The following is a 14,692-nucleotide window of genomic DNA, read 5'->3' on the forward strand; positions in this document are numbered from 1 at the left end:
ACGCTCATGGGACTGGTCCTTGCTCAAGGCGATAGCGAGAATTGTTTGTCGATTGACAAACAATAAAGTGCATGGCGCTCCGGCATCCGTCAAGCTATAGTTTGTCGATCGACAAACAAATCGGAGACGAGATGGCGGCGCGTGGCAGGCCACTGACATTTGACCGGGACGTCGCTTTGCGCAGCGCCATGGATCTGTTTTGGGAGCGCGGCTACGAGGGAAGCTCGATGAAGGACCTGAGCGAGGCCATGGGAATTGCTTCGGCCAGCATCTATGCATCCTTCGGAAGCAAGGAAGCCTTGTTCCGCGAAGCCGTCGCCCTCAATGCCGCGACCCAGGGGCAGCCCCCGCGGGTGGCACTTGCCGAGCAGCCCACGGCCTGCGAGGCGATACACGCCATGTTGCGCGCCGTGGCCGATACGATCACCATTCCCGGCTCGCCACGCGGATGCATGCTGGTCCTTGCAGCGCCGACCGGCACGATAGAGAACCACCCGGTACGAGAATTTCTGGCAGACGTTCGCAGGGCGCAGTTCGAGGAGATCAGGGAGCGGTTGGTCAGAGGGGTTCGTGATGGCGACCTCGCCGCCTCGACGGACAGCCTGACGGCCATCGCCCGCTACTACACCACAGTGATGCACGGCCTATCGGTGCAGGCTCGCGACGGCGCGAGCCGTGCCGAACTCGAGACCGTCATCACGCTCGCCATGGCCGCCTGGAAGGTGCTGGCACCGGATGTTCCCGAGCGTCAGCAACCGATTTAGGCCGCCGCCTCGGCGCCGTTACTCCTGCGCGGGCCGCCGCGGATGGCGTCGATCACGGCGCGAAGCGGCGGCGCCATCTGCCGTTGGGCGGGATAGCAGAGGTAGTAGCCGGGAAACGGAGCGGACCAGGTCTCGAGCAGCGCGACAAGGCGGCCCTCGGCGATGTGGGGCGCGATCAACTGCTGGCTGGCGAATGCAACACCCACTCCGTCGACCGCCGCCTGCACTCCGAAGTCCTTCATGTTGGAGATCAGCGGGCCGTCGATCGCAACCTCGAACCACTTGCCGTTTTCCATGAACTCCCATTTGTATGGCGTCTTCTGCCCCGGCCATCGCCAGGCGATGCAGCGATGGGCGAGAAGGTCGCGCGGGTGGGCCGGCGTCCCGTGCCGGGCGAGATAATCGGGTGAAGCGACCGCGGTCTGGCGCAGGTCCGGGCCGAGTTTCACCGCGATGAGGTCCTTGTCGATCACCTCCCCTAGGCGGATGGCAACGTCATAGCCTTCGGCCACGATGTTGACGACGGCGTCGTCGAGCGTGACGTCGAGCACGACCTGCGGATAGGCGTCGCTGAAGTCACGGAGGATCGGCGTCAGGTGGAGGTCCGCAGCCGCCCGGAAGCAGTGCACCCGCACGATCCCGGCGGGATGGGCGCGGCGCTCGCGGGTCTCGCCCAGCGCCTCCGCCAGCTCCTCGACGGCGGGCTGCACCCGCTCGAACAGCTTGGCCCCCGCCTCGGTCAGGGAGACGCTGCGGGTGGTGCGGTTGAACAAGCTGACCCCGAGTTGCTCCTCGAGCCCTCGCACCATCTGGCTGAGCGCCGAGGATGACACGCCAAGATTCTCGGCCGCCCGGCTGAAGTTCAGCGAACCGGCAACGGCCACGAAGGCGCGGAGCTGGTTGAAGTCTCCGGCGGACGGAAGGGAAGGTTTCATGATCGTCCTCAATTGCTTAGCTGAGCTTACAAGGCTGATTAGTGCGCGCGGGCTAATCAATGCCGCCCCCATCCTTATACTCAGCCGGACACTGGAGTTGAAGGGAACCACCATGACGCAACACGAGACGCCCCCGATCGGAAACATAGATGAATTGGTCGCCTTGGCGAAAACCTATTTCGATGCCGCCTACGCGATGGACGCCGACAAATTCGCGACCATCTTCGACCCCGCGGCCCTGGTCACCAGGCGCGGCGATGGCGACAGCGTGGTGGTGACGCCTGTTGCCGCCTGGCTCGATGCGGTCCGGAGCATCACCTCACCGCAGGATGCCGGCATCGTGCGCACCGACCAGATCCTATCCATCACCATGACCCGTGACATGGCGCTGCTCAAGCTCCGCCTGCGGATCCCGCCCCGCGAGGTGACCGACCTGCTGTCGTGCTTTTACCTCAACGGGCGCTGGCAGATCGTCCAGAAGGTATTCGCCGCCGAAATCCTGGCCTGATGGCAATGCCAGCTCACCATCCATGGATCGCGCTACCGCCGGACAGCGGCCGCGATAGCGCTAACGCGCCAAGAGCAGACATTCGTGAATGACCACCGCTTCATTCGCCCCGACATGTCAGCTACATAGATTTTGAAACCGACATGGAGCTCCGAAGTGGCTGCTTTTGAAATCAAGACCGACCCAAGTGAGGACGACCGCAAAGCGATCCTAGACCCATTACTTGCCTTTAATTCTTCAAAAGTGAGCCGAGAGGATTACAAGCCGCTCGCAATTTTGCTGCGCGATGATGAGGGCGAAATTCGAGGCGGCCTATTTGCAAAGTGCTATTATGATTGGGTATTCGTCGAGTTGCTCTTCGTGCCTGAATTTATGAGGGGCCAGCGACTGGGCACGGAGCTATTGGCTCGGGCCGAACAATGGGCCAAAGAGCAGGGGTGCGTCGGTATTTGGCTTGACACATTCAGCTTTCAGGCTCCGCGCTTTTACGAAAAGCAGGGATATACTGTGTTCGGTACGCTGGAGAGATATCCTCCAGATGCGCACCAGAGGGTATTTCTGCGCAAGTTGTTATGAGGAATACGCGCCGATTGCGCGCGAGGTCGCCGGCTCATAACCGGTTCGGCACCGGCTACGTCACCATGGATCAGGTGCGCCAGCACTACGCCGACCCCGGAAAGTTCAACGGCTACGCCTGACGCGCCGAAGCCCCCTACCCTCCAATGACTTCGCTGAACTGCACGATGGGCGCGATGTCTGTATAGTTGGCGACATCAGCGACGATCTCCGCGCCGTGAGGAGCGAACGCCTCCTGGAATGTCCCCAGGCTCGGCGAGTAGACGTGGCACGCCGCGACGAACTGCGGCGCGCTTCCAGGTTCGCTACCCGCAAGGCCCTTATCGATCTCGTACCGCAGGCAGGCATCGCCGAGCCGTTCCTGGATCAGTGGCATGTGGCGGGTGCGGTAGTAGTCGTGATCGAACTTCGAGCCGCCGTCGGCCGGATAGTAGACGCTCATCTTGATCATGGTCGGGCTCCTGCCTGAACGCCTCTCCGGGCGTCCGAGGGGCTTTATAGGCTGATGGGGTGGCCGGAGCAAACCTGTTGCGGCCATCCCCTTTCCCCATCCCCCAATTGTGACGTTTTCGCATCACTTTCCGTCAGGTTGTAATTTCCCGCTTGGCAATGGCGAATTCGTTCGCTACATAAAACTCACCGCATCAGATCGAACATCAGGGAGGCGTTGCATGACAGCAGAAATCATCGAAACCTTCCCATGTGGAATGTCCCGACACTAGGTCATTTCCATTCGCGGCCCGCCTTAGGCGCGCGCGACATGCGGTTTTTTCTCCCTTCATAGCCCGATTGATCTGACGGGATCACTGCGTCTCCCGCCCGGGCTGTGGCCTTTTAACTCTCTATTTTGAGGACCGGTGCCGATATGGGGCCGGGCGTTTAAAATGACTCGCAAGAAGCTCGATTTCCGCGCCGATGCCTATCGCCACGTGCTCGGCTTTGTTTTCCATCATTGGACCCATCGGCCTCTCCTGGTCGGCGGCATTATCGTGCTGGTCGTGGCCAGCACGCTGGCCGAAGTCATGGTGCCGGTTTTCTCCGGCCAGATCGTCGATGCCATTGCCGGCGGCAATGCGGCCGATGATGCGCTGCGTGCCTTCGTCATCGTCGTGGCGCTCGGCCTCGTGAGCGTTGCGCTGCGCTGGTTCATCTTCAACGGCATCATCAAGCTGACGCTGCGCACCATGGCGGATGTGGTCAATAACGGTTTCCACAAGGTGCAGCGCTTCTCCACCGACTGGCACGCCAACAGCTTTGCCGGCTCGACGGTGCGCAAGATCACCCGCGGCATGTGGGCGCTCGATGCGCTGAACGACCTGCTGCTCATCGCGCTCCTGCCCTCCATCGTCATGCTGGTCGGCGCCAGCATCGTGCTCGGCAGCTATTGGCCGATCATGGGCCTGATCGTCAGCCTGGGCTCGCTGATCTATATCGGCGCGACCGTGGCGCTCTCCATGGGCTTCGTGTCGCCAGCGGCAAGGCTTGCCAATGCCTGGGACACCAAGCTCGGCGGCGCGCTTGCCGATGCGATCAGCTGCAACTCCGTGGTCAAGGCCTTTGGCGCCGAAAATCGCGAAGAGCGGCGGCTCGGGCATGTGCTCGCCAGGTGGGACAGCCGCACGCGGCGCACATGGAAACGCGGCAACCTGAGCGGCACGATCCAGGGCTTCCTGATGGTATCAATGCAGGCAGGTATCCTCGGAACCGGCCTCATCATGTGGCGGCAAGGGCTGGCGACACCTGGTGATATCACCTTCGTGCTGGCGATGTTCTTCGTCCTGCAGGGCCATCTGCGCGATGTCGGCCAGGACATTCGCAACCTGCAGCGGGCCGTCAACGACATGGAAGAACTGGTGCTGCTCGACAAGACGCCGCTCGGCATCGAGGACAGGCCGAACGCCACGCCGATCAAGATCGAAAGCGGCGAGATCGTCTTCGATCGCGTCACCTTCCAGTATGGCGCGCATCCCAACCCGCTTTATGAGGACTTCTCGGTCACCATCAAGCCGGGTCAGCGCGTGGGTCTGGTCGGGCATTCGGGCTCGGGCAAGACGACCTTCGTCAAGCTCATCCAGCGCCTCTATGACGTGAATTCAGGCACGATCCGCATCGACGGGCAGGATATCGCGCGCGTCAGGCAGGCAAACCTGCGCAGCCAGATCGCCATCGTGCAGCAGGAGCCGATCCTGTTCCACCGCACGCTGGCGGAAAACATCGCCTATGGCCGGCCGAACGCCTCGCGGCGCGAGATCGAGCAGGCGGCGAAACAGGCAAGCGCCCACGACTTCATCATGGAGCTCCCCAAGGGCTATGAGACCATGGTGGGCGAACGCGGCGTCAAGCTGTCCGGCGGCGAGAGGCAGCGTGTCGCCATAGCCCGCGCGTTTCTCGCCGATACGCCGGTGCTGATCCTCGACGAGGCGACGTCGAGCCTCGACAGCGAAAGCGAAGTGCAGATCCAGCAGGCGATGGAACGCCTGATGGTCGGCCGCACCACCCTCGTCATCGCCCATCGCCTGTCCACGGTCCGCGCCCTGGACCGGCTGCTGGTCTTCGACAAGGGCAACATCGTCGAAGAAGGCGACCACCAGGCACTGATCCGCCTGCACGACGGCATCTATCGCCGGCTGTTCGAACGCCAGGCGCTGGAACTGACCAAGGGGTTGGTGGCGTAAGCCGCCCTCTCCTTCGTCATGCTCAGCCAATGCCACCCGTTCGCGCCCATGGCTGCCCCTCACCCTAACCCTCTCCCCGTAAACGGGGCGAGGGGACGTGCCCCGCGAGAGGTGGCGGGAACGGAGAGATGGCGGCATATCCCCTTCGCCCCGCTTGCGGGGAGAAGGTGGCGGCAGCCGGATGAGGGGCTGGCATCGGCAATCTATTGGACTGATGCCGTGGCGTCAGACTTTTGACAAAGTCGGCCGCCCTCTCCTTCGTCATGCTCGGGCTTGTCCCGAGCATCTGCCCATCAATGCGCAGCAGATCCTCGGCACAAGGCCGAGGATGACGTCGGAGTGAATGACGAGCTTTGTCAACAAACCGGCGCCAGGGCTGATGCTCTGGCGTTTTCCCCTTGCCGGTCCCGGGCCAGCAAGGCGCAAGATCAAGCCGGAACGTAAGTCAACCTGATCACATCCTCATCCATCCGATCGGTGGCCGTCAGGCGCAGCGGCGTTCGGGGGCCGGCGAAGAATGGCGTGCCCTGCCCCAGCACGACAGGATGCAGATAGATCTGATACTCATCGATCAGGCCAAGTTCGGTCAGGCTTCGCGCCAGGTTCGGACCGGCAACGCCGATGCCCCCGTCGTGCTCGGCCTTCAAGGCGCGGATCGCGCCCGCGAGATCACCTTCGACAAGTCTGGCGTTGGGGCCGACGGATTTCAACGTGCGCGACACGACCCATTTCGGCAGCTTCCGCCATGCCGCCGCGAAGGCCCGTCGGTCCGCATCCCATTCGGAATGCTCGTCGTCCCAGTAGCGCATGATCTCATACATCTTGCGGCCGTACACACTGCCCGTCGAGCTCTGAACCGCCTCGATGAAGTGGCGGAAGAGCTTGGGGCCCGGCGCAAACGCCATATGATCGACGTAGCCGTCCAGCGACTGGTTCATTCCGAACACGAGCTTAGCCATATCAGCCCTCCTCCATTAGATGGCATATCCGGGTGAGTCCGCTTGCATTATGCAATCAGTTATGGGTGAGATCAACCGCTTTTCTGTCAGAATTATCAAACATTGTGTCGGCTGCGGACGGTAGCAACTGGCGGATGATTGGAGAAGAATACGTATCTGCCGGTTCATGATCTCAATGAAGACAGCGGAGTGGATGGGACGGCTTGACCAAGATGGAGCAATTTCACCTAAGCACTGTCGTAGCGGATTTGGATGAGGGGCATCTGAGATGTCGATCTTGCTAAGAGGTTTATCGCTACTGGTCGGAATAACTTTAGCGGTGCCAGCCCTTGGCAATTGCTTGACCGCCAATGACACCAAACAGGGCGTGCTGCTGACCAGAGAAGAGCCTTTCTATTCCGTCTTCTACAAGCCGGACGGCCCGGGTCTCACCGAACAAAAGCTGGTGGAGCGTAACCGTACACTGCAGCCGGTGTCGGCTGTCTATTTGCACCCCTTGCTCGTCGAAAAGAGAGTGAGTGCCAACGGGACGCATGAGCTGAAATACGCGAATGCGATTGCGTTGGACGATCTGCCACAGAAGAAGAACTGGCAATCCGACACGACGCTTTTCCTCAATGGCAAAAAATCCGTTTCGGGCACGACTTCTATTAGGTTCGACGGCTTGGGAGAGGAAACGATTGCATCTTGTTCCTACAAAGTCTGGGCCATCAACAGCCGTCTGAAACTGGCGGAATTGCCTCCGATTATTTTCGAACAATACTATTCCCCCGAGCTTCGTCTCGTTCTTCGTTCGGTAAGGCTAGGCCCCTCCGACCGACCGATAAGCGAGGTTCGATTTGATCGGTTCGAAGTTGGCTGGGGCAACTAGGGGGACATTGTGTCCCCACTATCATCCCAGAAAGCCCGCTGGGCGCTCCCTCCCCGCCTACCACTCTGTCGTCGCGAGCGCGCCAGCCACGACGCGCTTTAATAACGATGGCGCTTAAACCCAACGCCCTCAGCGACGAATACCGCAGCTTGTCGTGCAACTTCGTCGACATAGGCCTTATCCCAATGCCAACCAACAAGTGCGCCGTGAGAGTATTCGACGAAATCACTTACGGGGCGATGAGGAGGATGATATCTCGCGGCTTCGACAAGTTGTCCTGTTGGTAAGATAAAAAGCTCGAATGTCCATTCTGGCCAGATTGTCTCGTGGGCGTCTGGCACCGAAGGTTGGCCCAGAGGCGACTTGATAAGATAGGTCTTTTCCTCGGGATTGAAGCGGCTCAAAAGGAGATCTTGCCCGACATACCGCGAGAAAAAGGAATGACCCGAATATTCATATGTACCATCACGCTCTAGTTTCCACGCTCGAAACATAAGGCGATCAATCTTTTGAAAGCCATCGCGCGTTGGAAAAGCAACTTCAAACCCTCCGCCCCATGAATTCTCCAACCCTTTGCCAATGACTTGAAAGGCCATCGCCCTAGCAGCAAAACGCAGCATGGTGGTTCGAGCCAACAGGCCATCTGCTTGTTCCTGCGATGGAACGAGCTCAGGGCATTCCTGAAGAAAACTAAAAAAATCGCCCGCACCTGATCCCAGCAGGTACACTCTCTTGTCGTCAATCTCGAAACCGCGCGTTCGGACGCAAAACGGAAATATCGATGATCCGGCAATGACTAACGCAACGATCTCGGTGCCTTCACTGCAGGAGTTTAATATCTCGAAAAGCGCTTCCGGATGTTCCTCCAACTGTTTGGTCCTAGGCAACGCTGCATCAAGCGCTTCGACAATTCTGGTCGCCTCTCGTCTCAGCCCCGCCCAGGCGATGAGTAGATAGGGTCTGACAATGATAAGCTTTTGGGCGAGGCCCTCAGCATAGTCCTTATCCATTCCAGGAAATACTCCGGGGCTTCGCAAGGTTGGCAGGTCAACCTCGGACGGCAACCCCCAGGACAGGAGTAAGTCGCCCACGAAGGCAGGAACTCCACCAATACTTATACCTGCCACCAGTGTCATGCGTTGGTTAACCTCGGTAATGTACCACACATAAAGTCGCTGCGGTGCCTTGTCCCGGTCGACATCTTCCGGTAAATTTCGAACATGGAATACGTTGACATTCTAACCGCTTTTCTGAATCTCGCGGTAGCCGTTGTCGGCATCGTTTCTTTCAAAAAAACGCTGTTAATGTCCAGGAATCGTGGGACAATAAGCTAGAGAATTTCAGCGATAGGGTAAGCGCTTTCTCGCGGTAGCTACCGCAGATTTCCCTGCTATTTCAATTTGATAAGGAAGCCGGGCTAGCTTACCTGCGGGGAAGTATGGATCGTTCGTTACACCGCCCTCAGTGAAACACCATAACGCCCAAGGTATCTCAGACAGTTTATGGAAATCCGAGATTTCGAGCTCGCGATTTCCGAGAACGACGATATCTTTCATGAACGTTGCCGGTCCAATGACGGCCAGTTGATTTTCCTTAAGGACTGAAAAAGCGGCGCATGCGTCCTTTCCTACCGCAACGATCATTTCTTTTGGGCGCGGGATTCCCGAGAGATATTTTTGATCAAGCAGTTCCCAAATCGCCCAGCGCGCAAAAATTCCGGCAGTGAGTTCCTCATAGATGTACCGATTGTCAGCAAGATGGTGGACTTCCAATCCCGTGAAACCAGATAGGACGGTCCTCTTAAACGACTTTCGACGGTCTGCTTTTCCTGAATTTCCGGGCGAGGCTTCCGCCTCCAAGTAACGGCAGCAAAGCTCATTCAGCAGAGCGACCCCAGTTGGTTGGCTCCGAACGAGCAGATCTAGTACGCGACGTTTTCTTTTTGTCTGACGCATCGGCTCATCATCTTTCGGCGCTGGTGATCGGCGATTCTCAGAGAGGAAGATGGCATGGTTGGGCTGCAGGTGTCATGATTGTGACCGCCCGCCGCGCGGGTCACGATGACGAGGAGGTTGAAGCGGGCGGACAGCTCTCCATCGGCGCCAAGTCTTTGGACATAGCGCGAAATAAGCCTTGCGGGCGGGAACTGGTCCTCGACCACAGCCTGGGCGAGCAAGGCGTAGGCATTGTAGTAGCTGCCAAGCCGAATATGGCGAGCTTTCTTCGCTAGCGCCTTCGTCCGAGTCGCTCGCGCCGACCTGGTATGACGCGCCAACCCATTCGCAGTAATGTTGCTATTTGTGGTATTTGCTAGGAATTGCCGCGGCCGTGCTTATTTGCGGCGCCGGGTTCTTTGGGGGGCTGGGCGCTGAGCTCCTGGTGAGACTCGGTATTTTGACACTACTCAACCCAAGAGATACCTTGGCAAAGTTCGCCACATCTGATTTGTAGTCAGTGGGGGAACTCCGATGCTCGATGACACTACATTCCAGCCGAATCTAATCAGGCGCGTGCATAATCTCGCACTCGGACCATCAACCCCATCCAATTCGTTGGTGCCGCTTTGGGAAGCCATTTACAACGCGCTCCATGCTATTCAAGACCGCTTCGACGAAGAATGGGCAACCCGCGGCAAGATTGATATTTCGCTCATCGATCTGGAATCGACCAATCCGTCCATTGAGATCCGAGACAACGGCATTGGCCTGAACAGGGACAATTTCAACTCTTTCAAGACCTACGACAGCGACCACAAGGAATCCCGCGGGGGCAAGGGTCTCGGGCGCCTCTCATGGTTGAAAGTGTTCGCCGAAGCCCATGTCGTCAGTCATTACGTGCAGGACGGTGAGCTGCTAAGGCGCACTTTCACGCTCGTACTCGATAATGAAAAGCCCTTGGCAGACTATTCGGTGGAAGTTGTCAGTGGCATTGATCCCGGTACGACCGTCGTCCTTCGGCGTATGAAGTCAGGATATGCCAAGCATTTCCCGACCAAGTTCGACACCATCGTACGTAAGGTCGTCGCACACTTCCTCCCCTACCTCATATCGCCTGTAAGACCCACGATCACTATTGGGGGCGCGGCAGACCTTATTGAGCTTGGTGCATACCTGAAGGAAAAGGAGCTGGCGCTTAGCTCTATTCCGCTCACCATAAACGACGAAATTGCGGTTAAGCTGGAACATAACCTGCTTGAAAAATCGGTCGTCGAGGGCAAAGCTGCCCACAAAATCTACCTCGCCGCTCACGGTCGCGTCGTTACCGAGTTCGATATCGGTCTGGCGCTTGGACTGGTGACCTACATTGATAGAGACGGACGTTCCTACGCCTATGCCGGCGTCCTTTCGGGCAAGATCTTCGACGATTCCGTAAACTCTGAGCGCACGGCGTTTGACTTAGATGCCGAGCTGCTTGAGACCATTAAACGGAAGACCTTTGAGGCTATCCGTGAGGTTCTCTCGACTCAGATTGACCGGGTTATCCAGAAGCAGGCGGACATCACCAAATCCGTCATCAAGAAGTATCCGCGCTACGCATACCTTGTTGATGATCCCAAGGATTTCGTCGTATCGAGCGTGCCGCGAAATTTCCGCACTGCCGAGCAGATTTACCAACAACTCGCGGTGCTGGATTACCGCGACAATCGGGATATCGAGCGCAAGGTTGAAGTACTTTCCAAGACCGAGCCGCGGGAGGAGGATCCCGTGGAAACGGGTGTTACGGAGTTACTAGGCCGCCTGACGGAGCACGAATTCTCCGTCCTTGCGGACTACACTGTCCGTCGTAAGATCGTGCTGGACCTTCTCGAAAAGCGTCTCCAGTACAAGCCCGACGGAACGATGAGGCATCATTCTGAGGAGGCGCTCCATAGCTTCATCGTTCCGATGCGGGTAACCAACAAGGAAGTCCACGTCGATAAGCATAATCTTTGGATCGTGGACGATAAGCTGACCTATTACGAATACTGGGCGTCTGACAAAGCATTGAAGAAGATCGTCGCCGAGCATACCTCCTCAGATCGCCCGGATGTATTGCTTTTTGCAGGGCGGTCCGCCTACCACCGGCCTGGCACCGACCAACCTGTGGTGATCGTCGAATTCAAAAAGCCGGTGCGCAGTGATTACGACGAGGAGGAAAACCCCTTCGTTCAGATATACGGCTATATCGAGGATCTGCAGAACGGTCGCATCCTCGACAAGAACGGCGGCCAGATTCAGGAAGTCACGCCGGATACGCCCTTCTTCTGCTACATCATCGCCGATTTTACCCCGAACATGCGAAGATGGATCAAGCTCGCGCAGATAAATGTGCCGCTTCCGGGAGGAGGCGGTTTCTATGGCTATAATCCCGATTACCGCTGCTTCGTGCAGGCGCTCAGCTATAAATACGTTCTGAAGGATGCACGCCTAAGGAATGAAGCATTTTTCAAGCAGCTCAAGATATAGGCCGCCATCATGGAAGACCGTGAGATCCTGGCCGGTCTGGTGGCTTCCACGATGCCGCTCATGGCCGACGAGCGGTATGGCCGCTTAAAGATCCGCGAACGTCCTATCATGCATAGGATTGCCGTGAACCTCGAACACTACTTCCCCGACTGGGAGGTGGATACGGACTACAATCGCCACGGTGAGGAGGTGAAGCGCCTTCAGCGGCCTGGCGGTGGAACGAAGAACATTGAGCCCGACATCCTTGTCCACATCAAAGGCGAGCCCCTGGCCAATCTGCTCGCGGTGGAGCTGAAGCTCTCGGACAACAACGATATCGAAGACGATATCTTTAAGTTGAAGGGCCTTACCCATACGGAGCAAGGCTTTGTCTACCGGGTCGGCGTGCTCCTACAGCTCCATTTCGCTAGGAAGGCTGTGGTCATCTGCAACGTGTTCAAGGCCGGGGAACGGAATGAGGAACTGACCGGGTGGCTCCGCGAGGCATTCGAGAAGGCTATTGCCGACTTGAAAAAAGCCCCCGAAGGGGCTGCGTGAGAAGTGGTTAGCTCCATGAACTGTACTCTTCAATTTGAAAAAGTTGTTGGCCGCGGATTAGTTTTGACCTTGCTTGGCGGGGATGACGGGAGGCCCACGATGAGCGTGGCTCGCCGACACGGAAACGGCTTCAGTAGTTAACCGGGTCGACAGTGGCCACCGACCCACGTCGGCGACGCTCCATCAGACCACGATGAATTTGGAAGCTGTTTGGATAGCAACGCTATTGTAAACGCCCGGGCCGAGAACACGGCCTCCTACATTGTCGGCTACACCGCCACCCCTCACCCCTCCAACTCCACAATCGCACACCCATACCCCTCCAGCTCCAGCCTCCCCGCCACCATCTTCTCCCCATCCAACAAATCCCGCCCGGCCGGCACGCCACCAACCGTCACCGCCTGATCCATATAATTCTGCACAAACAGCAGCCGCCGCTCGTCGTTCATCCGCATCGTCACCTCCACGCCCTCCGGCAGCCCGCCGACCAGCGGTTCGATGCCGGCAGGCGCAAACAGGCGTTCGGTCAGCGCCTCCGTCAGATCAGGCGTGAGATAAGTCCCGAGATAGACGACCTGGCCCTTGCCGAGCCTGCGGGAGGTCGCCATCGGCTGGCCTTCGGCGTAGCGGTTGGACCAGGCGGCGATCACCTCGACGTCGGGGTCGATCACGAGGTTTTCGTAGAAATGGCCGGCCGTCATTTCGCGGTTGCCGATCTTGAAGCGGCGCTGGCGGCGGTGGCTTTCGGCCGGTTTGTTCGGCGGGATGACAAGGCCGCCGGAGCGCTCCATCACGTCGAAGAGGCCGTTGGCGCCGGGGGCGGCGAGACGGCCGAAATCCTCGACGCGCACGCCGGTCAGCTTCGAAAGCGCGGTGCCGGGCGCTGTCTCGCGGATGACGTGGTTGTCCTCATTGCGGGTGCCGGTGCGCGCGCCGATGACGACGGTGCCGCCTGCTTCAGCGAAGGCTTCGAGCCTGGCCGTCCATTCGTCCTTCCACATCACCCAATGGGGGACATAGAAGAGCTTCAGCTTGGAAAGATCGTCCTCGGGGTGGATGAAGCCGCAGGCAATGCCCCTGTCATAGCAGTGCTGGTGCAGCAGGATCGCATCGTCCTGCGGGCTCGGCAGGCCGATCGGATAGGTCTTGTGGGCTTCCTGATTGTCGAAATCGGAGCCGGCGATGCCGACATCCATGCGCACATAGGTGCCGAGGATCTTGTCCTTGAGCGCCGTCATCTCGCCCGCAAAGCGCTTGGCCTCCTCATAGCGATGGCGGCCGATATCATCGTGGTCGATGATGCCCATCCAATAGATCTCGGCGCCGAAATGGGCGGGCCGCCAGCGGAAGAACATCAGGCCGTCGGCGCCATGCGCGACGGAGGAGAGCGCCATGCGGCGCAGCTCGCCCGGCTCCGGCGTCAGCGTGCAGAAGCCCGGCTGGCTGCCGAAGCCCGATTGCTGCTCGGGCACGATGTAATTGCCGGAAAAGCCGCGGCAGATATCGAGGTGCAGCGCCTGCACCTTGGCGTGGTTGCCGAGCCGCTGGAACTCGTCATAGAGCATGGGATAGATGTCGTAGCCGACGAAATCGAGATCCTTGCTAAACTGGCCGCGGAAATCGATATCCCTCAGGCCCCCGAGATTGTGGAAGACGAACCAGGCGGGCTTCACATCCCGCAGGATCTCCACCTGGTCGTGCTGGAAGCGCGCCGTCGAGAAGGCGAGGAACCGGTGGTAATCCTGCACATGGCCGGGGCTCGGGAAGGTCGGGCCGAATTCGATCGGCAGCACCACCTGGTCGAAACTGTCATAGGCCGTCGCCCAGAAATCGCCGCCCCAGGCGGCGTTGAGCTTTGATATCTCGCGGTATTTGCCGGCAAGGTACGCCTGGAATTCGCTGAGCGTCGCCTGAGAAAAGCTCTCCGGCATGCTGGTGTTCAGCTCATTGTCGGTCTGCCAGCCCAGAACATGGGGGTTGCCGCGGTAATGCTCGGCCATCGCCCTGGTGATGCGCTTGCTATGTTCGCGGAACACAGGGCTTGCCGTATCGCAGTGCTGGCGCGAGCCGTGGCTCATCGGCCGGCCCTTGCCGTCGACCCTTAAAATTTCAGGGTGCGCAGCGGTCAGCCAGCGCGGCGGGGTGGCGGTCGGCGTGCACATGATCGTGTCGATGCCGTAGCGCCCGAGGATCGCGATGGCGCGGTCGAAGAGATCGAAATTGTAGGTGCCGAGCTTCGGCTCCAGAATATGCCAGGCGAATTCGGCCATGCGCACAACGTTGAAGCCGGCTTTCGCCATGCGCTCGGCATCGCGCTCCCAATAGCTTTCGTCGACATGCTCGGGATAGTGCGGCACACCGACGAGGAAGCGGTCGGTCTGGACGGTGTTCCATACGGAGAGGGTCTTGTCGGACACGGGCG

14 protein-coding genes are annotated in these 14,692 nt (G+C 58.9%); 8 read left to right on the forward strand and 6 right to left on the reverse strand.

The window, feature by feature from the left end:
* Window positions 1-131 precede the first annotated feature (131 nt).
* The gene (locus tag EFQ99_RS32345) at window positions 132-764 is read left to right on the forward strand and encodes a TetR/AcrR family transcriptional regulator (protein WP_126925059.1); all 633 of its coding nucleotides are present in this window, start codon (window positions 132-134) and stop codon (window positions 762-764) included.
* Here EFQ99_RS32345 and EFQ99_RS32350 read toward each other — a convergent pair.
* Entirely contained in the window at window positions 761-1,699 is a 939-nt protein-coding gene (locus EFQ99_RS32350) for a LysR family transcriptional regulator (RefSeq protein ID WP_126925060.1), read from the reverse strand. The genes EFQ99_RS32345 and EFQ99_RS32350 overlap by 4 nt on opposite strands.
* On the opposite strand from EFQ99_RS32350, the gene EFQ99_RS32355 reads away from it, so the two are divergent.
* The 3 genes from EFQ99_RS32355 (at window position 1,698) to EFQ99_RS36075 (ending at window position 2,905) form a co-directional block, all read left to right on the forward strand.
* Complete coding sequence (locus tag EFQ99_RS32355) at window positions 1,698-2,207, forward strand: nuclear transport factor 2 family protein (protein ID WP_245441627.1); 510 nt, start codon at window positions 1,698-1,700, stop codon at window positions 2,205-2,207. The genes EFQ99_RS32350 and EFQ99_RS32355 overlap by 2 nt on opposite strands.
* A gap of 156 nt (window positions 2,208-2,363) precedes the next feature.
* The gene (locus EFQ99_RS32360) at window positions 2,364-2,783 is read left to right on the forward strand and encodes a GNAT family N-acetyltransferase (protein ID WP_126925061.1); all 420 of its coding nucleotides are present in this window, start codon (window positions 2,364-2,366) and stop codon (window positions 2,781-2,783) included.
* Complete coding sequence (locus EFQ99_RS36075) at window positions 2,780-2,905, forward strand: hypothetical protein (protein ID WP_281024304.1); 126 nt, start codon at window positions 2,780-2,782, stop codon at window positions 2,903-2,905. The genes EFQ99_RS32360 and EFQ99_RS36075 overlap by 4 nt, the downstream gene beginning before the upstream one ends.
* Before the next feature lie 14 nt (window positions 2,906-2,919).
* Here the strand turns inward: EFQ99_RS36075 and EFQ99_RS32365 are convergent, their stop codons facing one another.
* Window positions 2,920-3,234, reverse strand: a complete 315-nt coding sequence (locus EFQ99_RS32365; RefSeq protein ID WP_126925062.1) for an EthD family reductase — start codon at window positions 3,232-3,234, stop codon at window positions 2,920-2,922.
* Between the two features lie 433 nt (window positions 3,235-3,667).
* On the opposite strand from EFQ99_RS32365, the gene EFQ99_RS32370 reads away from it, so the two are divergent.
* Window positions 3,668-5,458 (forward strand): ABC transporter ATP-binding protein, encoded by a 1,791-nt coding sequence (locus tag EFQ99_RS32370; protein WP_126925063.1) that lies wholly within the window; start codon window positions 3,668-3,670, stop codon window positions 5,456-5,458.
* Between the two features lie 428 nt (window positions 5,459-5,886).
* Here EFQ99_RS32370 and EFQ99_RS32375 read toward each other — a convergent pair whose 3' ends face one another.
* Window positions 5,887-6,417: a dihydrofolate reductase family protein gene (locus tag EFQ99_RS32375; RefSeq protein WP_126925064.1), complete on the reverse strand. Its 531-nt coding sequence runs from the start codon at window positions 6,415-6,417 to the stop codon at window positions 5,887-5,889.
* Between the two features lie 268 nt (window positions 6,418-6,685).
* Here EFQ99_RS32375 and EFQ99_RS32380 point away from each other — a divergent pair, with 268 nt between their 5' ends.
* Window positions 6,686-7,288 (forward strand): hypothetical protein, encoded by a 603-nt coding sequence (locus tag EFQ99_RS32380; RefSeq protein WP_126925065.1) that lies wholly within the window; start codon window positions 6,686-6,688, stop codon window positions 7,286-7,288.
* A gap of 98 nt (window positions 7,289-7,386) precedes the next feature.
* Here the strand turns inward: EFQ99_RS32380 and EFQ99_RS32385 are convergent, their stop codons facing one another.
* On the reverse strand, window positions 7,387-8,298 hold the full coding sequence (locus EFQ99_RS32385; protein WP_126925066.1) for a hypothetical protein: 912 nt from the start codon (window positions 8,296-8,298) through the stop codon (window positions 7,387-7,389).
* Window positions 8,299-8,628: 330 nt separating this feature from the next.
* Window positions 8,629-9,243: a hypothetical protein gene (locus EFQ99_RS32390; protein WP_126925067.1), complete on the reverse strand. Its 615-nt coding sequence runs from the start codon at window positions 9,241-9,243 to the stop codon at window positions 8,629-8,631.
* A gap of 513 nt (window positions 9,244-9,756) precedes the next feature.
* On the opposite strand from EFQ99_RS32390, the gene EFQ99_RS32395 reads away from it, so the two are divergent.
* Together EFQ99_RS32395 and EFQ99_RS32400 are read left to right on the forward strand one after the other, a co-directional pair.
* Window positions 9,757-11,733 carry an HSP90 family protein gene (locus EFQ99_RS32395; protein WP_126925068.1) on the forward strand — a complete coding sequence of 659 codons (1,977 nt, stop codon included), beginning with the start codon at window positions 9,757-9,759 and terminating at the stop codon, window positions 11,731-11,733.
* Between the two features lie 9 nt (window positions 11,734-11,742).
* The gene (locus tag EFQ99_RS32400) at window positions 11,743-12,270 is read left to right on the forward strand and encodes a hypothetical protein (RefSeq protein ID WP_126925069.1); all 528 of its coding nucleotides are present in this window, start codon (window positions 11,743-11,745) and stop codon (window positions 12,268-12,270) included.
* Between the two features lie 284 nt (window positions 12,271-12,554).
* On the opposite strand, the gene EFQ99_RS32405 is transcribed toward EFQ99_RS32400, so the two are convergent.
* Window positions 12,555-14,687 (reverse strand): beta-galactosidase, encoded by a 2,133-nt coding sequence (locus EFQ99_RS32405; RefSeq protein WP_126925070.1) that lies wholly within the window; start codon window positions 14,685-14,687, stop codon window positions 12,555-12,557.
* Window positions 14,688-14,692 lie beyond the last annotated feature (5 nt).

The sequence above is a fragment of the Rhizobium vallis genome (assembly GCF_003985155.1).
In the GTDB taxonomy this organism is placed as follows: domain Bacteria; phylum Pseudomonadota; class Alphaproteobacteria; order Rhizobiales; family Rhizobiaceae; genus Rhizobium; species Rhizobium vallis.